The 26289-nt window shown below is 41.5% G+C and carries 23 protein-coding genes; 15 read left to right on the top strand and 8 right to left on the bottom strand.

What is annotated here, in order from left to right:
* The first annotated feature begins 27 nt into the window (after nucleotides 1–27).
* The 4 genes from B6A27_RS15470 (at nucleotide 28) to rhaA (ending at nucleotide 6206) form a co-directional block, all read left to right on the top strand.
* A complete protein-coding gene (locus B6A27_RS15470) occupies nucleotides 28–1077 on the top strand; it encodes an autoinducer 2 ABC transporter substrate-binding protein (protein WP_080862575.1) in 1050 nt (349 codons plus the stop codon).
* A 305-nt stretch (nucleotides 1078–1382) separates the two neighbouring features.
* Nucleotides 1383–3452 (top strand): bifunctional aldolase/short-chain dehydrogenase, encoded by a 2070-nt coding sequence (locus B6A27_RS15465; RefSeq protein ID WP_080862574.1) that lies wholly within the window; start codon nucleotides 1383–1385, stop codon nucleotides 3450–3452.
* A gap of 83 nt (nucleotides 3453–3535) precedes the next feature.
* Nucleotides 3536–4975: a rhamnulokinase gene (gene rhaB / locus B6A27_RS15460; protein ID WP_080862573.1), complete on the top strand. Its 1440-nt coding sequence runs from the start codon at nucleotides 3536–3538 to the stop codon at nucleotides 4973–4975.
* Nucleotides 4956–6206, top strand: coding sequence for an L-rhamnose isomerase (gene rhaA / locus B6A27_RS15455; RefSeq protein ID WP_080862572.1), 1251 nt, complete (start codon nucleotides 4956–4958; stop codon nucleotides 6204–6206). The genes rhaB and rhaA overlap by 20 nt, the downstream gene beginning before the upstream one ends.
* Nucleotides 6207–6423: 217 nt before the next feature.
* Here rhaA and B6A27_RS15450 read toward each other — a convergent pair whose 3' ends face one another.
* The 3 genes from B6A27_RS15450 to trhA form a co-directional block, all read right to left on the bottom strand.
* Nucleotides 6424–7200: a DeoR/GlpR family DNA-binding transcription regulator gene (locus tag B6A27_RS15450; protein ID WP_044746358.1), complete on the bottom strand. Its 777-nt coding sequence runs from the start codon at nucleotides 7198–7200 to the stop codon at nucleotides 6424–6426.
* Between the two features lie 934 nt (nucleotides 7201–8134).
* Nucleotides 8135–8962: an aldo/keto reductase gene (locus tag B6A27_RS15445; protein WP_080862571.1), complete on the bottom strand. Its 828-nt coding sequence runs from the start codon at nucleotides 8960–8962 to the stop codon at nucleotides 8135–8137.
* 103 nt (nucleotides 8963–9065) lie between these two features.
* Entirely contained in the window at nucleotides 9066–9710 is a 645-nt protein-coding gene (trhA, locus tag B6A27_RS15440; RefSeq protein ID WP_080862570.1) for a PAQR family membrane homeostasis protein TrhA, read from the bottom strand.
* A 597-nt stretch (nucleotides 9711–10307) separates the two neighbouring features.
* Here trhA and hutG point away from each other — a divergent pair.
* On the top strand, nucleotides 10308–11294 hold the full coding sequence (hutG, locus tag B6A27_RS15435) for a formimidoylglutamase (protein WP_080862569.1): 987 nt from the start codon (nucleotides 10308–10310) through the stop codon (nucleotides 11292–11294).
* 469 nt (nucleotides 11295–11763) lie between these two features.
* Here hutG and mscL read toward each other — a convergent pair whose 3' ends face one another.
* Nucleotides 11764–12156, bottom strand: coding sequence for a large conductance mechanosensitive channel protein MscL (gene mscL / locus B6A27_RS15430; protein WP_080862568.1), 393 nt, complete (start codon nucleotides 12154–12156; stop codon nucleotides 11764–11766).
* 270 nt (nucleotides 12157–12426) lie between these two features.
* On the opposite strand from mscL, the gene B6A27_RS15425 reads away from it, so the two are divergent.
* Entirely contained in the window at nucleotides 12427–12636 is a 210-nt protein-coding gene (locus B6A27_RS15425; RefSeq protein ID WP_080862567.1) for a hypothetical protein, read from the top strand.
* A complete protein-coding gene (locus tag B6A27_RS15420) occupies nucleotides 12633–12992 on the top strand; it encodes a hypothetical protein (protein ID WP_080862566.1) in 360 nt (119 codons plus the stop codon). The genes B6A27_RS15425 and B6A27_RS15420 overlap by 4 nt, the downstream gene beginning before the upstream one ends.
* 291 nt (nucleotides 12993–13283) lie before the next feature.
* Here B6A27_RS15420 and B6A27_RS15415 read toward each other — a convergent pair whose 3' ends face one another.
* Entirely contained in the window at nucleotides 13284–14183 is a 900-nt protein-coding gene (locus B6A27_RS15415) for an SDR family oxidoreductase (protein ID WP_080862565.1), read from the bottom strand.
* 313 nt (nucleotides 14184–14496) lie between these two features.
* Complete coding sequence (locus B6A27_RS15410) at nucleotides 14497–15699, bottom strand: GGDEF domain-containing protein (protein ID WP_080862564.1); 1203 nt, start codon at nucleotides 15697–15699, stop codon at nucleotides 14497–14499.
* 513 nt (nucleotides 15700–16212) lie between these two features.
* Here B6A27_RS15410 and B6A27_RS15405 point away from each other — a divergent pair.
* The 7 genes from B6A27_RS15405 to B6A27_RS15375 all read left to right on the top strand — a co-directional run bounded on the left by B6A27_RS15405 (nucleotide 16213) and on the right by B6A27_RS15375 (nucleotide 23781).
* The gene (locus B6A27_RS15405) at nucleotides 16213–16887 is read left to right on the top strand and encodes a GntR family transcriptional regulator (protein ID WP_231734621.1); all 675 of its coding nucleotides are present in this window, start codon (nucleotides 16213–16215) and stop codon (nucleotides 16885–16887) included.
* A gap of 8 nt (nucleotides 16888–16895) precedes the next feature.
* Nucleotides 16896–18098, top strand: coding sequence for a CaiB/BaiF CoA transferase family protein (locus tag B6A27_RS15400; RefSeq protein ID WP_080862563.1), 1203 nt, complete (start codon nucleotides 16896–16898; stop codon nucleotides 18096–18098).
* A 1-nt stretch (nucleotide 18099) separates the two neighbouring features.
* Nucleotides 18100–19005, top strand: a complete 906-nt coding sequence (locus B6A27_RS15395) for a hydroxymethylglutaryl-CoA lyase (protein WP_139788141.1) — start codon at nucleotides 18100–18102, stop codon at nucleotides 19003–19005.
* Between the two features lie 2 nt (nucleotides 19006–19007).
* The gene (locus tag B6A27_RS15390; protein WP_080862562.1) at nucleotides 19008–20045 is read left to right on the top strand and encodes a TRAP transporter substrate-binding protein; all 1038 of its coding nucleotides are present in this window, start codon (nucleotides 19008–19010) and stop codon (nucleotides 20043–20045) included.
* Between the two features lie 68 nt (nucleotides 20046–20113).
* Nucleotides 20114–20620, top strand: a complete 507-nt coding sequence (locus tag B6A27_RS15385; protein WP_080862561.1) for a TRAP transporter small permease — start codon at nucleotides 20114–20116, stop codon at nucleotides 20618–20620.
* Nucleotides 20617–21897, top strand: coding sequence for a TRAP transporter large permease (locus tag B6A27_RS15380; RefSeq protein WP_080862560.1), 1281 nt, complete (start codon nucleotides 20617–20619; stop codon nucleotides 21895–21897). The genes B6A27_RS15385 and B6A27_RS15380 overlap by 4 nt, the downstream gene beginning before the upstream one ends.
* 678 nt (nucleotides 21898–22575) lie before the next feature.
* Nucleotides 22576–23781: a trans-sulfuration enzyme family protein gene (locus B6A27_RS15375; RefSeq protein ID WP_080862559.1), complete on the top strand. Its 1206-nt coding sequence runs from the start codon at nucleotides 22576–22578 to the stop codon at nucleotides 23779–23781.
* Between the two features lie 103 nt (nucleotides 23782–23884).
* Here B6A27_RS15375 and B6A27_RS15370 read toward each other — a convergent pair whose 3' ends face one another.
* Together B6A27_RS15370 and B6A27_RS15365 are read right to left on the bottom strand one after the other, a co-directional pair.
* A complete protein-coding gene (locus B6A27_RS15370; RefSeq protein ID WP_080862558.1) occupies nucleotides 23885–24643 on the bottom strand; it encodes an SDR family oxidoreductase in 759 nt (252 codons plus the stop codon).
* Nucleotides 24644–24997: 354 nt separating this feature from the next.
* A complete protein-coding gene (locus B6A27_RS15365) occupies nucleotides 24998–25336 on the bottom strand; it encodes a helix-turn-helix domain-containing protein (RefSeq protein ID WP_044746378.1) in 339 nt (112 codons plus the stop codon).
* Between the two features lie 222 nt (nucleotides 25337–25558).
* Here B6A27_RS15365 and B6A27_RS15360 point away from each other — a divergent pair, with 222 nt between their 5' ends.
* Nucleotides 25559–26275 (top strand): EAL domain-containing protein, encoded by a 717-nt coding sequence (locus B6A27_RS15360; RefSeq protein ID WP_080862557.1) that lies wholly within the window; start codon nucleotides 25559–25561, stop codon nucleotides 26273–26275.
* Nucleotides 26276–26289 lie beyond the last annotated feature (14 nt).

Here is a 26289-nt window from a genome sequence, read left to right as displayed (position 1 = left end):
TGTGATTAGAAAAGGAGGAGTTTTTAGATGAAGAAATTGAAATTCTTCGTTTCATTGCTGTTTCTCTTTGGCCTTTTAGCAGGCTGTGTTTCGCAAAATTCAGCTACATCGAATAAAAGCGCTAATAATGGCCAAGCAAGTGAAACGAAAAATGATGCTAACGGTAAATTAAAAATTGCTGTTGTTCCAAAGCTGGTTGGTATTCCATATTTTAACGCTGCCGAAAAAGGAGCATTACAAGCTGGAAAGGATTTAGGGGTAGATGTGATTTACACAGGACCAACTGAAGCTGACGCAGCACAGCAGGTGAAAATTATTGAGGATTTAATTAGCCAAAAAGTAGACGTTATTGCAGTGGCGCCAAATGATCCAGCCTCTTTAACTCCGGTGTTAAAAAAGGCAAAAGAACAAGGCATTAAAGTGATAGACTGGGATACACCGGCAGATCAGTCGATTGTTGAATTGTCCATTCATCAAATTGACGATGAAATTTATGGTCGTCATATTGCTAAAACTCTTATTGAAAAGATAGGGACAGATAAAGGAGAAATCGCTATTTTAACAGGAGGTCTTTCTGCCGCTAATTTAAACGCTTGGATTGACGCGGCTAAGAAAGAATTAGAAGAGAATTACCCCGGTATTAAATTGGTGACCGATAAAATTGCCACAGATGAAAAACAGCAGGTGGCATATCAGAAAACTCTTGATTTAATCAAATCCTATCCAAATTTAAAAGGCATTATGGCGTTTTCAACTCCAGCTCCCTTAGGAGCAGCACAAGCGATTCAAGAAAAAGGGTTACAAAATAAAATTACAGTCGTGGGAACAGCTCTACCTAAGGATTCTAAGCCGTTTTTAGAGGACCAATCATTAGATGTTGCAATTTTGTGGGAGCCAAACAAACTTGGATATTTAACAGTTGCATTGGCTAAGGATTTAGTTGAAGGCAAAAAGCCGCAAGACGGACAAAATATTGATAATGTAGGAAAAATTGAGGTCAAAGAGGATGGAAAAACCGTGATTATGGGACCGCCAACAGATTTTACTGCTGAAAATGCCGGCAACTATGATTTCTAATGAATAGAGGGAGGTTGTCTCAAAGCCCTTTTAAGCTGTATTGAGCAACCTCTTTGTTATTAAAGAAAAAAGATGAGTGATAGAAATAATAAAGTTGGAAGTGTATATTTCGAAGACCTATCGTTCTGTTTTCAAAAAAGAAAGCAAGGATGAGGTCACAACTTTGGTTCCTTTAGGATGTACACATCATAAATTCATTTCATAAAAGAAAGAAAAATAAGAATGATTTTTAATGTTGATGATATCTGCTAAAAAATACAATCATAAACAATGCAAGCAAAAATAAAACAAAAGGCGGGGGAATTATGGTAGGAAATTTATGGAATGATAGTGAATTTACAGTGTTGCAAACCGAGCTGGAGAAATTAGTGTATCGCTCTAATCTGCTTGGAGCGGATCGCTCAGTAGCAAACTGGGGCGGAGGCAATACATCAATGAAGGCGATCACGAAAGATTTTCGTGGACGAGAGATGGAAGTAATGTGGGTGAAGGGGAGCGGTTCAGATTTAGCGACAATGAAAGCACAACATTTTACAGGTTTAAGATTAGAAGATATTCGCCCGTTGATGGAACGGGAGGAGATGTCAGATGAAGAAATGGTGGAGTATTTATCACATTGTATGATCAACTCTAAGCATCCTCGGCCATCCATCGAGACCTTGCTGCATGCGTTTTTGCCGTTTAAACATATTGATCATACACATCCAGATGCGATTATTAGTATTTGCTGCGCTGATAATGGCAAAAAGATTGCCGAAGAGATATATGGAGATCGTTTTGTTTGGGTGCCATATGTTCGCCCGGGGTTTACCTTATCGAAAATGATTGCGGAGGGGGTAAGAAGGAATGCAAATGCTGAGCTCGTATTGATGGAAAAGCACGGTCTTGTTACTTGGGGAGAAACGTCGAAAGAATGCTATGAAAAAACCATTTCAATTATCAATGAAGCGGAGCAATATATTCAACGGAGTGTAAACGAAGCGACAGTATTTGGAGGTCCAAAACATAAAGCATTAACAGAAGATGAACGTAAAGCGATTTTAGCTCAAGTAATGCCGATCATTCGTAGGCTTGTAAGTCATTCAAACCGCATGATCGTGTCATACGATGATACAGATCAAGTCTTACAGTTTGTGAATAGCTACGAAGCTCCTGTGCTTTCACAAATTGGCGCAGCTTGCCCTGATCATTTGGTACATACAAAGCGTGTACCTTTATATATTGACTGGGATCCGCAAACAGGTAATGTACAGGAGCTAATCGAAAAAATCAAGGAAGGGATTTCCAGTTTTAAAAAGGAATATGAAGCTTATTTTGAAAGAAATCGCACGGAAGGAGATAAAATGTTTGAACCGGTCCCTCGAGTGATTTTAATTCCTGGTATCGGTATGGTGAATACCGGAAAAAGCTTAGCGATGGCGAAGGTAAGTGGAGCGTTGTATCATCGAGCGATTGCTGTGATGAAAGGAGCTACATCATTAGGGAGATTTGTTTCGTTGAATGAACAAGAATCTTATCAGGTGGAGTATTGGCCATTGGAGCTATACAAACTAACTCTTGCTCCTCCTGAAGCAGAATTTTCGCGGAAGGTTGCGTTTGTGACAGGAGGAGCGGGGGGAATCGGCAGCGAAACGTGCCGCCGTTTTGCTTTAGAAGGAGCCCATGTAGTGGTGGCTGATCTTAATATAGAGGGAGCGGCGAGGGTAGCGACTGAAATTAATAAAGAGCATGGAGAAGGAAGAGCGATTGCGGTACGAATGGACGTGACAAAAGAAGAAGAGGTAAGGCTGGCATTTGAAGAAGCGGCACGGACTTACGGAGGAATCGATATTATTGTCAATAATGCTGGATTGGCTACATCAAGCCCATTTGATGAAACAACACTACAGGAGTGGAATTTGAATATCAATGTATTGGCAACAGGTTATTTTCTTGTGGCGCGTGAAGCGTTTAGACAAATGAAGAAACAAGGCCTTGGCGGCAGCATGGTGTTTGTTGGCTCTAAAAATTCGGTTTATGCAGGGAAAAATGCGGCCGCGTACAGTGCTGCTAAAGCGTTAGAAATGCATTTGGCGAGATGCATTGCGGCGGAGGGGGGAGCATATGGCATTCGAGTCAATTCGGTTCTGCCGGATGCTGTTCTTCAAGGATCAGCGATTTGGAATTCTGCATGGCGGGAAGAACGAGCAAGAGCTTATGGCATTGAACCTGACCAGCTTGAAGACTACTATCGAAAGCGCACAGCATTGTTAGTGAATATATATCCAGAAGATATTGCCGATGCGATCCTCTTTTTTGCTTCTTCAAAAGCGGAAAAAACAACCGGTTGCCTGCTGACTGTTGATGGTGGAGTACCGGCTGCATTCCCGAGATAATCATTGATGTGACGGCGTGAAGGGAGTTCATTCTCTTCACGTATTGATGAGATAAAAAGGAAGCGCTTTCGGAGGAGATTAAAATGGAAAAATGTTGCTTGGCTGTTGATATTGGAGCGTCAAACGGCAAGATGGTGGCGGGATATTTATTGGAAGAAAAATTAATCATAGAAGAAATTTATCGTTTTGAAAACCAGCTTGTACAAAAAGGAGACTATATTTGTTGGGATATTGACCAACTATTTCAGGAAATTAAAAAAGGGCTTCATATTTGTAAAGGTCAAGGAATGAATCCAAAAAGTATTGGAATTGACACATGGGCTGTTGATTTTGTATTGCTGGATGAAGATGATCGGCGCCTAACGGAAGCTGTCGCTTATCGGGATCCGCGTACAATCGGCATGATGGAACAAGTATTTCAGAAGATTTCAAAGGAAGAATTATACGGCAGGACCGGCATTCAATTTCAATCGTTCAATACCATCTATCAGTTGTATGCGCTAAAACAAACAGCACCAGAAATATTGGAACGGACGAAGACATTTTTGATGATTCCGGATTATTTTCATTATCTGTTGACGGGAAAAAAAGTGAATGAATATACAAATGCGACAACCACACAGCTTGTCAATGCTGCTACGAAAACATGGGATAAGGAATTGTTGGAGAAGCTAGGAATCCCAGAGTCTATTTTTCAGACGATCCATACACCTGGAACCGTGTTAGGCAAATTGAGACAAGAGCTAGCTGAAGAAATAGGATTAGACATGAAGGTCATTATGCCAGCCACCCATGATACGGCTTCAGCGGTAATTGCAGTGCCGGAATCACACGATACGATTTATATTAGTTCTGGAACATGGTCGTTAATTGGGGTGGAATTGCAGTTCCCTCTTTGTACAGAGCATGCCTTAAGGTATAACTTTACGAATGAAGGCGGCTTCAACTATCGATTTCGTTTTTTAAAAAATATCATGGGACTTTGGATGCTTCAAGAGATTAAACGAGTGTATCGGCATCAATATTCTTTTGAACAGCTGGTTCAGCTTGCTAAGATAGAAAAAGATTTTCGAGCCATTGTCCATGTCGATGATACGAGATTCTTAAAGCCGATTAACATGGTTGATGAGATTCAGAAATGCTGCTTAGAAACGAATCAACCGGTTCCGCAAACGCCGGGGCAAATAGCGAAATGCGTATTTGATAGCTTAGTTGTCAGTTATCAGCATGCGGTTGCAAAGATCGAAGAAGTGATTGGAATCAAGTTTAAACAAATCAATATTATTGGGGGAGGCTGCCAAAATGAGCTATTGAACCAAATGATAGCTCATGCGACGAGAAAGGAAGTTTACGCTGGGCCGGTGGAAGCAACAGCGATCGGCAATATTGTCGTTCAATTAATGGCACTTGGTGATATCAGTACATTAAATGAAGCGCGCACGATGATTGCTCGTTCTTTTCCGTTAAAAAAGTTTGTACCATATAGAGAAGGAGAGAGGAAATATGGTGAAAGAAAGCTTTGACAGAGCCAAGCAGCAGTATGAAAAATGGGGAATACATGTTGATAAGGTTTTAAAACAATTACAGCGTATAGCGATATCGATTCATTGCTGGCAAGGAGACGATGTTTCGGGATTTGAAGTGAATAGAAGAGAATTATCTGGCGGTATTGATGTAACTGGACATTATCCAGGCAAAGCAGGGACGCCGGAAGAGTTGCGCCAGGATCTTGAGAAAGCTTTATCGCTTATCCCAGGAACACATCGCGTTAATTTGCACGCGATGTATGCCGAGACAAACGGCGAAATGGTGGACAGAGACGAATTAGAGCCACAGCATTTTGACAACTGGGTGTATTGGGCAAAAGAGCGTGGGCTTGGCCTAGACTTTAACCCGACACTTTTTTCTCATGAAAAATTGACGGATGGCCTGACATTATCTCATCCTAATGAAGAAATCAGGCAGTTTTGGATTCGTCATTGTATGGTTTGCCGGAAAATTGGCGAATATTTTGGCAAGCGTCTTGGTACCCCATGTTTAACAAATCTTTGGATCCCAGATGGATACAAAGATATCCCAAGTGACCGTCTGACCCCGCGGCAGCGTCTAAAAGATTCCTTAGATCAAATTTTTAAGGAAACGATCGATGAAGCCTATAATATTGATGCAATAGAAAGCAAGCTATTTGGAATCGGCTCAGAATCGTATGTGGTTGGTTCTCATGAGTTTTATTTAGGGTATGCGCTGCAAAATCATAAAGTATGCTTGCTAGATACAGGCCATTTTCATCCAACAGAGGCTGTTTCTGATAAAATTTCGGCGATGTTACTTTATTTTGATAAGTTAGCTTTGCATGTTTCAAGGCCGGTCCGCTGGGATAGTGATCATGTGGTTATTTTTGATGACGAACTCAAAGAGATTGCGTTGGAGATTGTTCGAAATCAGGCGTTAGATCGGGTAATGATTGGCCTAGACTTTTTTGACGCTAGTATTAATCGGATTGCCGCTTGGGTGATGGGCACACGCAATATGATTAAAGCATTGCTATATGCCATGCTACTGCCACATGACTACTTAAAACAGCTTCAGGAAAAGGGAAACTTTACCGAACGTCTTGCATTGATGGAAGAATTTAAAACATACCCGTTTGGTGTAATTTGGGATGCGTATTGTGACGATAGAGGAGTACCTGTTAGGGAAGAGTGGCTCCAAGAAGTGAAGCGATATGAAGAAGAGGTATTGGCAAATAGATGAAATAGAGCTAGCATTCATAAATCAGGAAGTATAGAAAACAAAGCAGATAGTGTCAGTACTGAAAGGGCAATAAGTTAAGTAAAGCGAGCGGATTCATTGTTTTTTCTTTTAATATGAATTCATTGATATAGGAATATTTTTTCTTGGCACGACTATCATAAGTTTTATAGAAGAAATGCACTTCCTGTAAATTTGGAAGTGCATTTTTCAGATAAGATTATGCTTTTAATGAAAGTGGAGCAACAACTGTAAATGATAAATTTTGTTCTTCGAGCTCCCATTTGGTTTCATGATCAATTTGGTCATCAGTGATAATATGATCCATATCGGCAAGAGAAGCCATATGAACAAAGGTACGGATCCCAAATTTGCTAGAATCAGCCATTAAAATAATTTTGTCGGCGATCTCCATCATTCGTTTTTTTAGAAGTGCTTGCCACTCATTCGATTCACTTAGTCCGTTCGCTAAATGAACGCCTTTACAGGAAAGAAAAACCTTATCGACGTGGTAGGCATCAAGAGATCGTTCTGCTAGGGGACCAACGTACGAAAGCGATTTTGGAAGCAGCATTCCGCCGGTAGAAATGACCTGGATCTTTCCTTTTTTGCTTAATTCCACTGCTACCTTAATCGAATTGGTAATCACCGTTAGAGGGATATCAGGAAGAGTTTTCGCTAAATACCAAGCAGTAGTGCTGGCATCTAAAATGATGCGATCACCACTTTCAATGTGTTTGATCGCTTCTTGAGCGATCGCTTTTTTCTCTTCGACATTTGTAATTTCGCGCTCAGATACATCAATTTCCGTTTCTTCACGAATGCTGATGGCCCCTCCGTGGCTTCGCTTTAACTTATGTTCTTTTTCCAGCTTTTCTAAATCACGACGAATGGTTTCTTCAGTGACAGAAAAGATTTTGCTTAGTTCTGATACGCGAATGCTCAATCGCTCGTTAACAATCTCCACAATTTTTTGTTGTCTTTCGGCTGCTAACATTATAGACTCTCCTCATCATTTCTGTTTTTATATGCCCGTTTTTGTTTGTTTTTCTGTTTTTATCATACCATATTTTTTGTTGTGTGTGAAATTTCAGATATCTTTTGTGTGGATGTTTAATCAACTTTGTTTATAAGATTCATATGGCTGTAATACAACAGGAAATAAACCAAAGTGTTGAATAGAACAGCATCTTAAGAGTGAGGACAGAGGCAAATGTGACCGCTAAATAAAACTGAACAGAATTCGATTGATTAAATTGAACAGTTTTTAACCAGTTAGAAGCGTGCACTTTACATAGAGTGGCGTACATGATAGCCTCTCGTTTCATGCGGCTGATTCTTGTTGTTGCTCGCTTTTTAGGAAATATCTTGTACGCAGAGGCTCCATGTCAAATAGGGATTACGCTGGAATTTCCAGAAAAGTGTTCACTCGTATTTAGCGAAAACTGTTCAATTTTACTTGACGGTTACAGCAAATGAGTAAACAATTTCAAATGATTATTTTCCTCGTATATAGTAGCGACAACATCCATGCAAAAAAATAAAGTCGTCGACCTTCAGTTGTGCAAAAATCCCGGGGATCGACGACATATTTCTAGTAGCCAAAACTCCTACAGCGATCAAGCAAAGAAATTGTTGCTCGAATTTTAAGACAAGCTTATAATAACATTGCATCCATTTTCCAAATGCTGATTTCATCATCATTTTTGGGGTTTGTATCTTAACTATGAGGAATTGAACGCCAAAATATCCATACCTAAAGCCCCCCCATCAATCGTTTGTATCTTAACTATGAGGAATTGAACGTCGAGAATCGATTCTAATTCGCCATCGGCCATCGATGTTTGTATCTTAACTATAAGGAATTGAACGGCTCAAAAAAATCTCCCACCTCTGCAATCCGGGTGGGAGAGAGTTGTTAAAGGGGGGACTTAAAGGTCGAAATCGTTTGGGTTTTTGCCGATTCGTTTGTTTTGGTTTAGTGAGTGAATCCGTTCCATTTCTTCAGCAGTCAGTTCGAAATCAAAGATTTCGGCATTTTCTTTTATTCGTTGAGGTGTGACGGATTTCGGAATTGTGACCACTTGATTTTGCAAGTCCCAGCGCAGAATAACTTGTGCCGGTGATTTGCCATATTTATTGGCAATGTCGACCAGAATCGGCTCTTCTAGCAAAACGCCGCGCATGAGCGGAGACCATGCTTCCAGCTGAATCTGATGCTTTCGGCAAAAAGCATGAAGCTCTTGTTGTGTCAATCGAGGGTGATATTCCACTTGATTGACCATTGGTTTAATTTCACAGTCGGTCATTAAGTTCTCTAAATGATGAATGTGGAAATTGCTCACGCCAATCGCGCGAACAAATCCCTCTTTATACAGCTTTTCTAAGGCTCTGTATGTTTCTTTATATGTTTCTTTCACTGGCCAATGCACTAAGTATAAATCCACGTATTCAAGCTCAAGTTTGTTTGCGCTTCTTTTAAAGGCTTGGAGTGTTTCTTCATATCCTTGTTCTGTGTTCCACACTTTTGTTGTAATAAACAGCTGCTCACGCGGTATTCCGGATTCTTTGATCGCTTGGCCGACCCCTTCTTCATTTTCATAGAAAGAAGCTGTATCGATGTGGCGATAGCCGATTTCCAGCGCTGTCCGCACTGCTTTGACAACCTCATCGCCGTTTGACACTTTATAAACTCCAAGTCCGAGCCACGGCATTTTTACCCCATTTGATAATAAAGCGCTGTCTGTGATGCTGTTCATGGCAATCCCCCTATCCAAATTTTGTATAAGTTTATTATCTTTGCGTTTGTTTGAAAAAGCAAAACATATGCATCATTCATGGGGTCAATTTTTAGCGCTCTGTTTAAATAGTAGGAAGCAGACATAATACGGCGAAAAAGTGAGCGATTGAACCGGCCAATACAAACAGATGCCAAATGGCGTGATGAAATTTTACCCCTCTCCATACGTAAAAAATAGCGCCAATCGTATACAAAACTCCCCCAGATACGAGAAATAACAGGCCTTCAGAGCTAAGATTGGCCGCCAAGGGCTTCCAAGCAAAGATGATGAGCCAGCCCATTACAATGTAGAGAAGGGTGGAAGTATATAAAAAACGAGTGACAAAAAAGCATTTAAAAACTGTGCCTGCAACCGCAAGCCCCCAGACGATTCCAAACAAAATCCATCCTGTTGTTCCTTTCACGGCCAAAAAAAGAAACGGGGTATAGGTTCCAGCGATGAAAAAGTAAATGGAGGAGTGGTCAAAAATCTGAAATAATTGTTTTCCTTTTCCTTCTGGCAATCCGTGGCTGATGGTGGAGGATAAATATAAGATAAGCATGGTGCTGCCAAATAAGCTAAAGCTAATGACGTGCCACTCATTTCCATAAATAGCGGACATTACAACAAGAATAACGAGTCCGGCGATGCTTAATATCGCTCCAATTCCATGAGTAATCGCATGAACAAATTCCTCTGTTTTTGTAAATGTATGCGTACTAGCCAAACAGTCCATCCCTTTCCATAAAAATATTCTTTTCTATTGTAGCACGAACTGTATGAATGAACCAGTAAAGTCCTTGTATGTTGAAATGGGAAAATGAAAACAGCGTTTAGAGCCATGGTGATGAAAAACAAGCAGAATATTTCTCGAATTTACAACAAGCTATATTCATTAAGATGCAATTGTACCAAAAGGGTTTGAAGCGTTAACGACTCAAAAAAGCCAAATCAAAATTTTAGTTCAACCGTCTATATAGATACCATTTAACGTTTGCACATATATGTTATTTGTATTGCTTCCCAGCGGTTCAAGGCAAGTCTCTGCGGCTTGCCTTTCTTTCATGCCAGCTTTTTTAGAAACGATAGATCGAAAAGAATGATTCGTTAGCCTTATAACAGACAAGAAACTTTTCGGGCGATAACCGTCTGATGATCGCCAGGAAGAACGACTCTGTCTGGCGCAGCTCTGCTAGTTGCCTTTCATTGGGAAGTAGGGGACTTTGAAAAATAGAAGGAACTGCACTGTATATCGAGAATATATCTAAAAAGGTTCCAGTGTTTTGAGGATAAAATCCTTAATTAGGAAAGGACGTGTTGGAGAGTGTACCATCAGCCGCAAAGCAGCACATGGACAGGAAGGATTGACAGCCGCACGGATCCGCTCAGCTTTCGATTTCATCAGCGTGTGCAGCTAAAAAATATAGATGAACTTGAAAAAATGACAGGTGGAAAAGCATTTGCTTTATTAGGATTTCAATGTGATGAAGGTGTCAAGCGAAATAAGGGGCGCGTCGGAGCTTATTACGGCCCGGTGGAAGTAAAAAAAGCATTGGCTAATTTGCCATGGCATTTTTCTGACGAGACATTCGTTTTCGATGTTGGCAATGTTGGCTGTGAAGATCATCATCTGGAACAAAGTCAACAGCAACTAGGCGAAGCGGTTCAGCATCTCATACAGCATCATATCACTCCGATTATTATTGGGGGAGGTCATGAAACGGCGTACGGGCATTACTTAGGGGTACGCCAAGCGGCTGGAACGGAAAAGAGCATCGGCATCATTAATATAGATGCTCATTTTGATATGCGGCCCTACGATCAGGGAGCGTCATCAGGTACGATGTTTCGCCAAATATTAGATGCAGACCGCCAAGCTGGATATTTATGTCTCGGAATTCAGCCTTTTGGCAATACAGCTACCTTGTTTGAAACCGCTCAGCGGTATGGGTGTGTTTATGTATTAGAGGAACAGGTGACGTGGGAGAGGATCAAAGAAATATATACGACGATTGAACAATTTATCGAAAAATACGATGTCGTGATGCTGACGCTTTGCATGGATGCGATCAGCGCCAGCGCAGCCCCAGGAGTAAGCGCGCCATCTCCATTTGGGTTAGATCCAAAAATCGCCCGTGCTCTGATCCGTCAGATTGTTGCTCATCCAAAAACGACAAGCTTTGATATTTCTGAAGTGAATCCGACTGTCGATGAAAACCGCAAAACGATTACATTAGCCGCCTATTTGTGCGCTGAGGCGCTTGCGGGGTTTGAGCGAAGGAATTCGATAGAAATCGCTCAGAATTACTAGCGATTTTTACCTTATCATTTTCTCAGCCGTGATCCCATGCATTCTTTCCACAGAAATTCCGCTTAGTATTCCGAAGCTGCTGATCATTTGGGTTGAACGGACGGTTCTTACTCTTGTAATCGTCACTCCTATTGCTTATTGGCTTTTATAACCGTACATTTGTGCTGATATCTGTATAGCTTTTTGCCTCCCCCGCAAACAAGGAACGCCAGTGGGCAAATGAACTTACCCACCAAGCGTTCCTTATTTGCGCGGGGCTTAGTCGGCAAGCAAATCGGCTTGCCGACTTCAGCAGAAAAGCGGGATGTTCATTGGATGATAGCAGCAAACAAAGGGTGTCTCTTTTTAGACTATTGACAATCACTTTTATGCTGCACCCATGGCCTCGCAATCGTGTTTGCTAGGAAAAAAACAAAGGGAGGATTGAAAAAGCGGATGCAGCCAAAGTCAAAATGGACTTTGGCTGCGATTATCCTCGTTCCCTTTGTTGTTGCTTCAATAAGTCGCGGATTTCGCTCAACAGCTCCTCTTGTTTGGATAACACAGGCTGTTCTTCTATTTTTTCTTGCTTTTTGTGTTGATGCAGTTTGTTTAATCCTTTTACAAGCAAAAAGATGGAAAAGGCAACAATGAGAAAATCAACGATGGTTTGGATAAACATCCCGTATTTTATATTGGCTTTTCCAAATTGAAATGAGAGGCTGCTAAAATCAAGACCGCCAAGCAGTAAACCGAGCAGCGGCATGACCATATCGTTGACAAGGGAAGAAACGATTTTGTTAAAGGCGCCGCCGATAATCACCCCAATCGCTAAATCAACAATGTTTCCACGCATTGCAAACTCTTTAAATTCTTTCCACATAGATAACACCTCATTTTAACAAGTATAACATATTTATAAAAGATTCTAGGAGGAAATTTATGAATGGGAGAAAGAAGAACGGGGTGATGAGGTAAACGAATAGCAATTTAATATAAAATGACTATTTACATATATTTACACTAACCTATAATAAGATTGTGGAAAATAATTACAAATGATGAAGGTGTATGCCATCTTGTAATCTCCATACAAAGGGATTGTTCCTATGTTGCTGTTTCCATTAATCAATGAAACTACAGGGGGGACATGATGAAAAATAAAAAATGGCTTGCTCTTTTATTCGTTTTCTTGCTGGGAGCTTGTTCGGATAAGGAACCATCAGGGCCTGAAGCTAGAGCAGGAGGCTCAAAAACAAGAGAAACGGTAGTAGATTCAGAGCAGAGCAAACCAACCAGCAAGATGTCCAAAATGGTCATATCACGAACCACAACGAAAACACACAAACGAATCCATCATTGACTCCAGATGAGCTAAAAAAGCAGCTTCAGCTTAGCATGACAAAAGAAGCGGTGGATGCATTATTAAAGGTTCAAGCAGTACGGGTGGTGGATTCTGAGAGGAGCGGCGTCATCATGCGCCGTTACGATATAGGCTTTCCGAAAACGTATCAGTTTCAAGCGACGAAGGGATCAAGCGGGATGGAGCTTGATGAAATCGATGTAGATGGCGTCAAAACATACAATGGGATTGTCGTATTTGCCACTTATGATAACAAAAACGAAGCTCAGCGCTACTCCATCGTTTATCTTGAACAAGGCAAAATCTATCATTATATACACAATCCAGATTATGAAAAGACAGAAATGATTCAATGAAACTTCTCCCGCCTACACTCTATTTGGAGGCAGAAGACTTCTCGGGGGAGATGTTAAAAAAGAAGGAGACGGTTTTGTTGCGTGATTAGCTAGTAGGTTAATAGAGAAGGGATAAAAGTCAATACACGGAACCGGTTTTATCATCTTCAAGCAAGAAAACCCCACTTCAATGCATAAGGTATAAGTGGGGAAGCATTCTATAAAGCGCGTTATTTTCATCCTTCCGCGGCGGCTTTGTTTGATAGATAGAGAGGAAATAGGTCAGCAGATCATAGCTTAGCTCATTTCCTCTTATGTTTCCGTCATGGTGCCGCCATTCACATGTAATACTTGACCTGTGACATAAGAGGAATCATCGGAAGCAAGATAAACGTATGTCGGAGCTAATTCATACGGCTGTCCGGCTCTGCGCATCGGTGTATCGGTGCCGAAGGTTTTGACTCTGTCAGCTGAAAAAGAGGAAACGATTAACGGGGTCCAAATGGGGCCGGGTGCCACCGCATTGACGCGTATGCCTTTTTCTACTAGTTGCAGTGCTAACGATCTAGTAAACGATACAACTGCCCCTTTTGTTGACGAATAATCCACTAATGACGGTTCACCTTCATAAGCTGTAACAGAGGCTGTGCTGATAATAGAGCTGCTCGGCTTTAAATAAGGCAAAGCTGCTTGTGTGATGAAAAACATAGGAAAAATATTAGTGCGAAATGTATTTTCTAACTGTTCTTTTGAAATGTTAAGAATACTTCGTTGCGGATATTGCACCCCTTGATTTAAAACGAGAATATGCAGCTTGCCAAAAGCATCGATCGTTTCTTGAACAAGCTGATGGCAAAATCGCTCTTCTCTTAGGTCGCCAGAAAGCAGTAAACAACGCCGCCCGTATTTTTCTATATATTCTTTCGTCTCTTTGGCATCCTCATGCTCATCTAAGTAAGCAATGGCCACATCGGCTCCTTCTTTGGCAAAAGCGATGGCTACCGCTCGCCCGATTCCGCTGTCTCCTCCTGTAATAATGGCCACTTTATTTTGCAGTTTACCGCTTCCTTTATAACCAGGATGATCAAAAATAGGCCGGGGATTCATGATATACTCCAAGCCAGGCTGTTTTGGCTGATGCTGAGGCGGAAACGCGATCGGCTTCTGTTTGCAGACCGTTTCATAACTGTAATATGGATATACGGGAATCATTTCTCTTTCCCTCCTTACCGTTCATCAACACCCATCGTATGCATATGGTTATGAAAAGGTTCATCAGACTGTTGATGAACGTATTTATCGTTGGTCGCTGATCTCGATTGCCCCCGCATGAATTTCTTTTGTTCGCTTCACGTCTCCACTTGGCGCCGTTCCTTGTTTGCCAAGCGTTTTCAAGCCATTCTGATGTTATGGATAAAATCAAAATGGACTTTGTCTATAACCTGTCATGAATAAAACGACTATAACTATAAATGGAAAAAACATCGTGAACTTGGAATCATAGAAGGCTTGCTTTCTCTCCTTGCTACAGCGGTTCTGTTGTTGATGCCCCATTTCTCGCTGATTGGGACTCTGCTGCCATGACGCGGTTTCGTCCCGTTTGCTTGGCCATATAAAGCGCTTTATCGGCATCGTTATAGCATGTGTGAAACGAATGACTGAGCTTGGCGATACCGAAGCTTGCGGTAACTTTGATGGTTTTTCCTTCATATGAAAAAGAATGGGCTTCGATCGTTTGCCGAAGCTGCTCGGCGATTTCTTTGCCAAGCTGTAAGCCGGTTTGGGGAAGCAAAATGATAAATTCCTCCCCGCCAAGGCGGGCAGAAATATCGGTGATCTTCAGCGTAGCTTGAATAATGTCAGAAAGCTCTTTTAAAATTTGATCGCCTGCAGGATGACCAAAGTCATCATTCACCTTTTTAAAGAAATCGATATCTAAAATAATAATGCAAGCTTCTTGGTTGGTCTTCCCATTTTTAATAGCTTCCGTATTAGCTAGCTCGATAAAATGCATCCGATTGAAAAGACCGGTCAGAGCATCGCGAGTGGCTAAAAATTGCAGCGACTCGTTTTTTTCTTCCAGATTCCTTTGTTGCTCTTGGATGACGTGATTTTGCTTCAGCTTAGACAGATGATTTTTCCAAAGGATCAGCGATATGCCTAATCCCATTCCTGTAGCCGTTACGCTGTTAATTTGAATATGGATCAACAATTCGGGTACATGCTGTGTCCATGTAACCATATAAAAAAATAAAAAGAAAGTGGCTGCATAAACGACAACTGCGATGATAGGCGGGATTAAGAAAATCAAACCGACTCCTATGCAGGCTGTTAGTAGAGGGTTGATATTAGTGGTAACAAGCTGGTCACTTACACAAAGCAGAATGCCAAAAAGGAGATTCAAAAAAATAGACATCGTTTGCATCAAGTAAGCTTTCTTCTCTCCTTCTTTTTCTTGCTTTTTTATTTTAAAGGCAATCAAGCCCAAAATCATATTGGCCAACAGCATAGTCAAATGAAGAGTAATAATAGAGTGATACCAGAGGACAACATGCTGAGGACTTGATGGAACATTAAGTCCAAAAAATGCGATGTGCACGATATTTATGGCTCCCATGATCCAACTTAATAAATACATGCGTTGAATATTGATCACACTGGCTGCTTCCAATAACTTCCTATCGAAGCTAATCAGTTGAAAAAATTTGCTTTTTATTTTGTTGTTCACTTAGCATCCCCTCCCTTTGTCTTGGGGTCTTTTTTACTATCAAATTGTTTTATATTCCGGAATGTGCCTGGATGTTCAATGTAAAACAGGTGGCATACTGGGTCAATGATTCGCTTGGCTAGGCTGAACCAATATCATTTTTGATAGATAAGCTTTAGATGCTGGCTGGTCGGATGCCAAGTAGTGAATCATTCATTAGATTAAGATAATAGTACTATTATACCATGTTTTGATGGAGATCGAGGATGGTTTTATGAACAGGATATGAAATTCTTTCATGTGGGCCCAGATGGAAAAAATGACATAAACTAAACCGTTTCATAAAAATGAGCACTTAAATATCCAATATTTTTCTATGTAATCCCCTCATTTTCGCTGAGTTGAAAAAGGGGATTCTTTTTTAATGAGAGTGGTGATGAAACGGGATAAAAAATAGTAATAAGTAAAGGAAGAAGGTAATAAATTAATTGCAAACGTTTTAATGATGATTGTATACAGTCGACGAAAATGAAGGTGAGAAGATTGAAGCCGCAGATGATGAAGAGAGAAACGTTAAAAAAACAAGTGTATGAATATTTACGGGAAGAAATTATGAATGGACGCATTGCGCCTGGCGAACGATTAATCGAGGAGAAAATTGCAAAGAAAATTGAGGTGAGCCGCAGTCCTATTCGAGAAGCCATTCGCTTACTGGAGAAAGATGGTCTTGTTATTGTGAATAAAAGGGGTGGGGTGACGGTATTTCATCCAGATATCAGCCATTTTCAACATCTTTATGAATGCCGAGTGGAGTTGGAACCAGCTGCCGCTTATTATGCAGCGCAGCGAATTACGAAAGAACAAATCAGGATGTTGCGCCAACATTTGCCCTCGAAACATGAGATATGCAGACAATACGAGCTCAAAAAAATCCACGACATGAACGTTAAATTTCATGAAGGAATCATCGAAGCGAGCGGCAATCCTTTCTTAATTAAAACCATTTGTCATCTTAGAGGGATCAACAGCATGTATCGAATGGCGATACTGAAAAGAAATGATCTGCGAGTGGAATTAGCGATCGAAGAGCATTTTAACATATTTGAAGCGATTGCGAGCGGATGTGCAGATGATGCGCGCCGATATATGCGGGAACACATTGAAAGCGATTACAAATTTTATGTCCATCTTTACAGCGAAAGGAAGTGAACGGTTGGATGGTTAAGAAACAGCCATTAGAAGGAATGAAAGTGTTAGAAATGGGAAATTTTGTTGCAGCCCCTTTTGCTGGAAAGATATTGGCTGAATTTGGCGCTGAGGTGATGAAAGTCGAAGAACCGAAGGCGGGAGACCCATTAAGAAATTGGAGGTTGATGCATGGCGATACATCCATATGGTGGTACGTGCAGGCAAGAAATAAAAAATCGATCACTCTTAATTTAAGAGATGCTAGGGGGCAAAAGATTGTCAAGCAGTTGGTTCAAAAAGTAGATATCGTATTAGAAAATTTCAAACCCGGGACGCTTGAAAAATGGGGGCTTGGCTATGAAGAGATGAAAAAATTAAACCCATCGATTATCATGACAAGAATATCCGGATACGGTCAAACAGGCCCGTATCGTGATAAAGCCGGATTTGGAAGTGTTGCGGAAGCCATCGGTGGGTTGCGATATTTAACAGGGTATCCAGATCGTCCTCCCGTTAGAACAGGAGTTGCTATCGGTGATTTAACGGCTGGTTTATATGCAGTTATTGGAACGTTAATGGCAGTATATGCAAGGGAGAGGGATGAGGCAAGGCGAGGACAGTTAGTGGATGTTGCATTATATGAATCCGTATTTAGTCTGCTTGAAGGGATGTTGCCTGAGTATATTTTAACCGGAGTAGTACGGGAGCGATCAGGCAGTACCTTGCCCGGAATTGCTCCATCTAACACGTATAAGTGTAAAGATGAAAAGCGCGTGGTGATCGGAGGGAACAGCAATAACATCTTTCAAAGATTGATGCAGGTGATCGGTAGGGAGGACCTAGCCAATGATCCGAAGTATGCGAATAACCAAGGGCGTGCCGAAAATGCTGAGTTCATTGATAGTGTGATAGAATCCTGGACAAAACAGCATACCTTAACGGAAGTATTACAAACGCTCGATCGCTCCTCCATTCCAGCAGGTCCTATTTATAGTATTCAGGATATTGTCCATGATGTGCAATATCAAGAGCGAGAGATGTTGTTGCCGCTCGAATTGGATGATGGGCAGGAATGTCTTTTTCCTGGAATTGTACCGAAATTATCAGATACGCCGGGAGAAATGAAGTGGATCGGTCCTAAATTAGGAGAACACAATGACGAAATATATGCTGGCATTCTCGGTTATTCTGTTAAACAGCTAGAAAAACTTAAGCAGGAGGGGGTCATTTGAATTGGAGACTGTCCAAATGATCGATGTAAGCCCTAGAGATGGCTTGCAAAATGAGCGCTATTTTGTGCCTACGGAGAAAAAGGTCAAGTTAGTGGAAATGCTAGTAGCAGCGAACATAAAAAAAATCGAAGTCACCTCCTTTGTTCATCCGCGCAAAGTTCCACAAATGGCAGATGCAGAGCATGTGCTGCAGCTGTGTGAAGGGTTTAGTCATACAGAGCTTGTCGCACTTGTCCCCAATCTTACAGGATTTCAACGAGCTGTCCGAACTCATATATCCGAAATCAATTGGATCACCGCAGCAACGGATACATTTAATGTGAAAAATATCGGTATGAGTATGGAAGAGAATTTTGAGAAATTTAAGCAATTAATAGCAGAAGAAAACGGTAAAGAGAATCTTCAGCTCTGCTTTTCAATCGCTGTAAGCTTTGGCTGTCCTTATGAAGGAGAGGTACCACCAAAACAAGTCTTATCACTTGTTGAGCGAGCCGTCCGTGCCGGCGTTCACCGGATCGGCATTGCGGATACGATTGGTGTGGCAACTCCAAAGCAAGTGAAAGAATTACTTGCGGATATATTCAAAATAGCAGGGGATATTCCTGTTGCTGTTCATTTTCATGATACAAGAGGACTGGGTCTGGCTAATGCTTATGCTGCTTATGAAATGGGGGTCAGGATATTCGAAACCGCTGTGAGCGGAATTGGAGGTTGTCCCTTTGCTCCGGGAGCTGCTGGCAATTTGGCAACAGAGGACTTGGTATATATGTTCGAACGAATGGGCATTCATACTGGTATTCACTTTGAAAAGCTATTAGAAGCCGCCGACTTTGCTGCTAGCCTAACCGCAAATCCAGCTTTAGGAAGGGTTAGACATGTGGAAAAAATAAGGAAAGGAAGAGTGTAAGGATGAAAAAGTTATCATTTATACTGAGTATCTGTTTCTTATTATCTATTATTTTAAGCGGTTGCGGCGGCAACACGATGACAAAACAAGCATCAAGCTCTGGCGGAAAAAATGAATATGAACCAGTTACAATCCGATTAGCGTATAATTTGCCTCAAGATCATCATATTTCCATCGGAATTGAAAATTTTGCTAAGAAGGTGACGGAAAAATCAGGAGGAAAGGTCAAAATTCAAGTATATCCGGCTGGACAACTGTTGAGCGATAAAGAAATGAACCAAGCGATCTTGACAGGAGGGGTGGAAATGGGAGTGAATTCGTCGACATTATGGTCTTCCGTTGTTCCGGCTATGGGAATTTTTGATGTCCCGTATGCCTTCTCAAATTATGAGAAAGCAGGGAAAGCGTTATCCGGAGAGATGAGAGAGAAGTTAAATCAAGCAATGGAAGAAAAAGGAGCCAAAGTGTTAATGTATGCAGACTATGGCTATGCGCAATTTGCCAATAATGTTCGGCCGCTTAAATCTCCTGCCGATTTTAAAGGACTTAAGATTCGTAGTATCGGAGAGATCCCCTCAGAAATGATTAAAGCTTATGGTGCTTCCCCAGTATTTTTTGGCGCGGGAGAGGTGTACACCGCTTTGCAGCGTAAAACGATAGACGGAGCCACATCAGGAACTACGGCGATGCTGCAACGCCATTATGATGAGGTAGCTAAATATTTAACGATTAATAACTATGCCTATTTAGAATTTATTCTGGCGATGAACAAAAACTTTTGGGATCGCCTTCCAGAAAACACAAAAAATCTATTAAGCGAAACGGCTAAAGAAACGGAACAATGGATTCGCGCGCAAGCAAAATCGGAAGATGAAAGAACAGCCAAAGCGTTAAAAGAAAAGGGAATGCAGATAGAAGCCATTTCAGAAGCGGAATTGTCGGAATGGAAAAAAGCAGCTGAACCGGCGCGCGCTGCCTATATCAAACAAGCGGGAGATTTAGGAAAGGAATTGCTTGACAGCATCGAGCATCTTCAATAAAGCGAGCTTTACGTTAAATGGAAAAAGGGAGAGAAAGATCTTCTCCCTTTTTCAAAAGGAGGAAGAAGATGAAGCGTTTCTCATGGATGTATAAAACGTTTGATCAGTTAGTCTTTGCTGGAGGTATAGCGGCAGGCATCCTGATCGTATTGACTACATGTATGACGACGTTTGATGTCATTTCGCGAGCCGTCTTTAATCGTCCAACCATTTGGGCTACCGAGCTGTCCATCTACGCGATTATTGGAAGCTGCTTTTTAGGCTCTGCATATGCTGTTCGATCGTATTCTCATATTACAGTAGATTTATTCATTAATGTATTGTCTGATCGTATAAAAAAAATATTGGCCTATGTCTCTAATGTATTAGGCCTTATTTTTAGCATCATTTTTACGGTTTATGGATTTAAGTATGTATTTGGCACATATCAGCTAGGAACGACATCTGCCTCGTTGTTACGCATACCTATGTATATCCCAGAACTGCTTCTTCCAATCGGAGGCATATTACTTTGCATTGCCTTTATTCTGCAAATAATGGATGGCGGCGTTCAGAAAGGGGGAGGACATATATGAATATTGCCTTTTTTCTCGGTGGAATGGCTTCGTTATTGTTGATCGGTTTACCAGTTGCCTTTGCCCTTGGCTTATTGGCCATTAGTGGAATGTATCTGTTCAACGGCGGAACGTTTTCTTTTTTGCAAATTCCGATCATTTCTTACAAATCTTTAGATGATTTTACTCTTACGGCCTTGCCTATGTATGTGCTGATGAGCCAAGTTTTGGTTGTGAGTGGTGTAGGACGTGATCTGTATGAAATGGCAAGCAGATGGTTCCGGCATTTTCCGGGCGGGTTAGCGATTGCCACATTATTTTGCTGCGCGATTTTTGCTGCTATATCTGGGTCCAGTGTAGCAACGGCTGTTACAGTTGGAGCGGTTGCGCTCCCGGAAATGACCAAGCGCGGATATGATAAAAAAATGGTGCTTGGCTTGCTAGCAGCTGGCGGAACGCTAGGTATCCTTATCCCGCCCAGTGTGCCGATGATTATATATGGGTCTGTAACCGGCGAATCCATTGGGAAATTATTTATGGCCGGTATTGTTCCGGGAATATTGCTGACGATGGCGTTTATGATCTTTGCGTCTTGGAAAACGCGCCACATTAAGGAAGCTCCAGCTACTTGGCAAGAAAGAAAGGAAGCATCGAAGCGCGCTATATGGGGATTGATTTTGCCAATTGTGGTCATTGGTGGTATTTATATAGGAATTTTTACTCCTACCGAAGCAGCGGCGATTGGTGCTATGCTTAGTATTCTTATTTCTATTTTTATATATAAAAATTTAGCGATTTCCAATATCAAAACCATTGTATTATCTACAGTTAAAACAAATGCGATGATTTTAATGCTTATTGTCGGTGCGATGCTGCTTGGATATATTATGACCGTACTGCAAATCCCACAAGCCATCACGCAATTCGCTATTTCGCAAAATGTATCACCGTGGGTGATCTTTATTTTAATTAATATCGTATTACTGATTTTAGGTTGTTTCTTAGAAACGATCTCCATCCTGGTCATTACGCTGCCAATCTTATATCCAATTATCACTTCGTTAGGATTTGATCCGATCTGGTTTGCCATAGTGATGGTGGTAAATATGGAATTAGCTTTGATCACTCCTCCTGTTGGATTGAATTTATTCGTTTTGAAAGGGCTAGATCGAACCAACACGATAGCCGAAATTGTCAAGGGGGTAATCCCATACGCTATTATCATGCTTTTATTTATAGCCGTTTTGTCATTTTTTCCGGAAATCGCAACGTTTGTAGTAAGCGATCGGATGAAATAACTACATCGCGAAATTGTTGTAAGGGACTAGCTTTGTCCGCTTCCTAATATTTGATATATAGAGACCTGTGGTGCTGGTTGGACATATGGCATGCAGCGATGATAGATGGTACTCTTGATCCCTCTATATTTCTTCCCTATATGAACAGTGGATGATCCGCTTTCGACGGTTGGATGCCCGAACAACAAACTGCTTCATCAAGCGCTGAATGGATCTGAAAGCAGTGTTGGTCGGGCTTTTGTTATGCGTTGACATGATAAAGATAGACCTAGATTTTAACATCATCCACCTATCCCACCTCTTCACGGAGTGGAGGTGGGATAGGTTCATTATTTATAGAGATAGTGAAACTCTCTTTGTGTGTTTATAAGCGACGTTTTTCATTTTTTGCACATGATCCATAGTTTTACTTTTTATGGAGGAAGTTATATAATACCAATTAAATTGATAGAAAAATAGAAATTTTATTTTGTTTGGTTAGGCGATAGAGCAAGGTAACACAAACGGGCAATGGATGGTTAAGTAGGACCAAAAATCGACTCGCAGCTCTGTTGGTTAGTGGAAACATGGCGTTTTTGTTTCATGTCTATATCTTTCAAAGCTAGAGTGGACAATAGGAACAGCAGCAGGCTAACATTCTTATGTAAGGATTTCAGTTTAAAAGGAGAGTAGATAGGTATGGGGAAAGATCATGATCGCGAGAATGGGAATGTAGAGGCAATGAGAACGGAGACGCTGGTGATTCACGGTGATGACGATCGAACGAATGATGATACCGTTGCGCCGCCCATTTATTATACAGCAACGTTTCGTGCTCAGGATTCTGATGAGTTTGCCGAAATGGCGGGAACGCCTAGACATCCTCAGTATTACACGCGTTACGGAAATCCGGGTCATCAGCGCGTGGAGAAAATTATGGCGGAGCTTGAAGGAACTGAAACGGCGCTTGTTACGGGATCTGGAATGGGGGCGATTGCGACAGCTGTATTATCTTTAGTGGGCGCAGGGGATCATGTAATTGCTCAGACACGTCACTATATGAGCACGGCGAAGATTATGGATGAATTGTTGCCGCGGTTTGGCGTCCAAGTGACGTTGGTCGAACAAGCGGATATCCATGCTTTCGAGCAGGCGATCCGCCCTAATACAAAGCTGATTATGGTGGAGACGCCGGCCAATCCGACGCTGGTGCTGACAGATTTAGCAGCGGTAGCGAAATTAGCACGTTCGCACGGCATTCTTACGATCGCGGATAATACGTTTGCCTCACCAATCAATCAGCGTCCGCATGATTGGGGCATCGATATGGTTGTTCATAGTGCGACGAAATATTTAGGAGGGCATCATGATCTAACAGCTGGTGTCATTTGTACAAGCCACGACTTGGCTGAACGAATTTGGCATACCCATATTTCGATTGGTTCTGTGCTGTCGCCGATGGATGGCTGGCTGCTTCTGCGTGGCTTGCGTACGCTTCCGCTGCGAATGGAGCGCATTAATGCCAATGCATTGGCTTTAGCCACATTTTTAGAGCAGCAGCCGCAGATTGAACGTGTGTATTATCCTGGCCTCCCAAGCCATCCGCAGCATGAATTAGCTAAATCGCAAATGCGTGGATTTGGAGCTGTTATTGCTTTCGCTGTTAAAGGTGGATATGAAGAAACGGAACGTTTTGTATCTGCTTTGCAATTGCCATTTAACGCCGTAAGCTTAGGAGGAGTTGATTCTCTTGTGGTTCATACAGCAGCCATGTGGAGCGGTGTTATGTCGGAGGAGCAGATGAAGGTAGCCGGCATTCCCGCTAATTTTGTAAGGTTTTCAGTAGGAATTGAGCATATTGATGATTTGAAAAGAGATATATGGAAGGCATTACAGGCGATTTAATATGATCCACCGAGAAGTCTCCCACCTACTCACTGGGCTGTTGTCCTTCACGTTCCTTGAGGAGGGGAGGCTTCTTTATGGAAAGTTGTTAAAGCAAAACGATTTAATAGGAAGTCCAACCAGAATCAGCTGTAATCACGGTGCCATTGACGAAGCTTGAATCATCAGAAGCAAGGAATAGAGCGACTTTGGCAATTTCCTCTGGCTCGCCACTCCTTGGATTGGCGTTCATTCCAGCGGTTGCTCGTTCCATCCCGAACGGATTAGGATGATTGATTGTTGTGCCAATGTTCGTATTGACGCCCCCAGGGGCAATCGCGTTGCAACGGATGCCCATATTGGCATATTGAAATCCCACGTTTTTGGTTAAGCCAATCACGGCATGCTTGGAAGCGGTATAGGCAGCTCCAGCTCTTGATCCGTATAGCCCCCCGATGGAGGCAATGTTAATAATCACACCATGTCCTTTGTTCAAAAAGATCGGCATCGCTCTTCTAATGGTTCGCATCGGTCCGGTTGTATTGACTGCCAAAACTTTTTCCCACAGCTCGTCTGTTAAGTCTGCAACCGGTACGAAATTATCCATAATCCCTGCATTATTGACAAGAATGTCTAACGTTCCATATGTTTGAACAGTTGTGTCAATTAATTGTTGAACATCTTCTTCCTTGGCAACATTCGCTGTAACAGAGGTCGCTTCTCCGCCATTTGCACGAATTTCCTCTGCCGTTTCGTAGGCGCCTTTCTCATTCATATCAGAAACAACGACCTTGGCTCCTTCCTTTGCAAATAAAACTGCGATAGCTTTCCCCATGCCTGATGCAGCTCCAGTAACAATAGAAACTTTATTTTGTAGCTTCATTATAAATCCCCCCACTATAAAAAATAAGAACGTCCATAATAGTATTGTACCATGTTTAAAGTGTGAGTTATTAAATAATTGTGAATACTTTGTAAATGATTCTTCGCTATGAAGGCTGCTTTTTCTATGATCGTTTTTAAAAGGAGAAAGTTTGTGGGCTGGCTGCTTTTATCATGCAAAAATACAGGAGGGATTCAATGGTTGTCCATATCACATGTGATGTTGAGTTTGGACGAACGTATGAGGGATGCAATCGACAGCAGCATGCATCCATATGGAGCAATGAAGTTGAAAGGGGCGGAGGAGTATAGAAATTCCGCCTCAATTTTAAACCTATTTGTGAAACGACTGCTTTTACTGCTCTTTCCATTCCAGTAATATCTCTAGCAATTTAAGAATGGTTTTTTGATCCTTAACGCTCATTGCTTGCAAGTGGGTAATGATTTGAGACAGGGTATACACTTGAGAATCTGAATGAGAATGAATGGATCGAAAAAGTTCTTCCAGCGAAATGTCTAGGGCATTAGCCACCTTTTCTATACTCCCTAAAGTAGCATTCTTTTCTCCGCGTTCCAACTGTCCAATATAAGTAGTGTGGAGGTTAGCCATATGAGCTAACTCCTCTTGGCTTAGCCCCTTTTCTTTACGAAATTTTCGAATACGTTCTCCAATGATCTTCGGTAAGTCACTCATTTTACCACCTCTCTAGGTAACAGTAGCCCTAATCTTTAAATTTTACCCAGAGACAATAGATATTAAAATCATATTAGTGATATACTATAGATATTATCGCTTTACAAAAAATGTCGAAAAAAATGGATCACTTGGTTAATCTATGCAAATGCCTGTTCAGTGGGCATTTATAAAAGACGGAACAGGGAAACAGAAGGCATAGTCATTAGGGGGTTATATGCTATGTTGAACACAAACGGAGCTATACTAGAAGACATTATTCGTGAGAGAAGGTTTCGTCATGTTTTTCAACCGCTCTATGTATTAGAAAATTGGCAAATATTCGGATATGAGGCCTTGCTGCGCTGCGAGTTTTTTCAAAATCCAGAATATCTTTTTCAATGGGCCATGGCAGAAGATAAATTGTATGATTTAGATATTTGTTCCATTGATCGTGCTTTGACATCGTTTTATGTGGAACATACTCAATTGTTTGTGAATGCGTATCCTTCTACAATCACTCATCCTTCATTTCCAGATTTTCTTGAAAGAATCAGAAACTGCTCGTTTTCTAATCGCAATATTGTATTGGAAATTAATGAGGCGCAAAAGGTGTCAGATGTAGGCTTGCTCAAAGAAAAAATCCGTTTTTTAAAGAGTAAGAAGTATGCCATTGCTCTTGATGATTTCGGCAAAGGGGAGACGTCTATGCGAACCGTCATGGAGTTGGAGCCGGATTTCGTCAAGCTGGATCGTTTCTATGCTGTCGATTTATCTGTTTCAAAGGAAAAGCAAAACGAAATCCAACTGCTTTTGGAGTTTTGCCAGCCAAGAAATATATATGTTGTTTTGGAGGGAATCGAAGAACCAAAGGATCTAGCGATGGCCAAAGCATTAGGCATTCATTTAGGACAAGGATATTTATTAGGGAAGCCATCGCCAGTTCGCGGGGTGAACTAAAAGAAGGGAGGATT

The sequence above is a fragment of the Anoxybacillus sp. UARK-01 genome, assembly GCF_002075365.1.
GTDB classification, from domain to species: domain Bacteria; phylum Bacillota; class Bacilli; order Bacillales; family Anoxybacillaceae; genus Anoxybacteroides; species Anoxybacteroides rupiense.
The sequence above is the reverse complement of the archived record's forward strand: the minus strand, read 5'-3'. Positions and strand labels throughout refer to the sequence as shown.

Bases quoted from the DNA above. Each gene is read 5' to 3' on its own strand.
- B6A27_RS15390 (WP_080862562.1), top strand. From the start codon at position 19,008: ATGAAAAAGTTATCATTTATACTGAGTATCTGTTTCTTATTATCTATT.
- B6A27_RS15465 (WP_080862574.1), top strand. From the start codon at position 1,383: ATGGTAGGAAATTTATGGAATGATAGTGAATTTACAGTGTTGCAAACC.
- B6A27_RS15470 (WP_080862575.1), top strand. From the start codon at position 28: ATGAAGAAATTGAAATTCTTCGTTTCATTGCTGTTTCTCTTTGGCCTT.
- B6A27_RS15415 (WP_080862565.1), bottom strand. From the start codon at position 14,183: ATGATTCCCGTATATCCATATTACAGTTATGAAACGGTCTGCAAACAG.
- B6A27_RS15370 (WP_080862558.1), bottom strand. From the start codon at position 24,643: ATGAAGCTACAAAATAAAGTTTCTATTGTTACTGGAGCTGCATCAGGC.
- B6A27_RS15400 (WP_080862563.1), top strand. From the start codon at position 16,896: ATGGTTAAGAAACAGCCATTAGAAGGAATGAAAGTGTTAGAAATGGGA.
- mscL (WP_080862568.1), bottom strand. From the start codon at position 12,156: ATGTGGAAAGAATTTAAAGAGTTTGCAATGCGTGGAAACATTGTTGAT.
- B6A27_RS15445 (WP_080862571.1), bottom strand. From the start codon at position 8,962: ATGAACAGCATCACAGACAGCGCTTTATTATCAAATGGGGTAAAAATG.
- B6A27_RS15365 (WP_044746378.1), bottom strand. From the start codon at position 25,336: ATGAGTGACTTACCGAAGATCATTGGAGAACGTATTCGAAAATTTCGT.
- rhaB (WP_080862573.1), top strand. From the start codon at position 3,536: ATGGAAAAATGTTGCTTGGCTGTTGATATTGGAGCGTCAAACGGCAAG.
- B6A27_RS15450 (WP_044746358.1), bottom strand. From the start codon at position 7,200: ATGTTAGCAGCCGAAAGACAACAAAAAATTGTGGAGATTGTTAACGAG.
- B6A27_RS15425 (WP_080862567.1), top strand. From the start codon at position 12,427: ATGAAAAATAAAAAATGGCTTGCTCTTTTATTCGTTTTCTTGCTGGGA.
- B6A27_RS15375 (WP_080862559.1), top strand. From the start codon at position 22,576: ATGGGGAAAGATCATGATCGCGAGAATGGGAATGTAGAGGCAATGAGA.
- B6A27_RS15360 (WP_080862557.1), top strand. From the start codon at position 25,559: ATGTTGAACACAAACGGAGCTATACTAGAAGACATTATTCGTGAGAGA.
- B6A27_RS15385 (WP_080862561.1), top strand. From the start codon at position 20,114: ATGAAGCGTTTCTCATGGATGTATAAAACGTTTGATCAGTTAGTCTTT.
- B6A27_RS15380 (WP_080862560.1), top strand. From the start codon at position 20,617: ATGAATATTGCCTTTTTTCTCGGTGGAATGGCTTCGTTATTGTTGATC.
- rhaA (WP_080862572.1), top strand. From the start codon at position 4,956: ATGGTGAAAGAAAGCTTTGACAGAGCCAAGCAGCAGTATGAAAAATGG.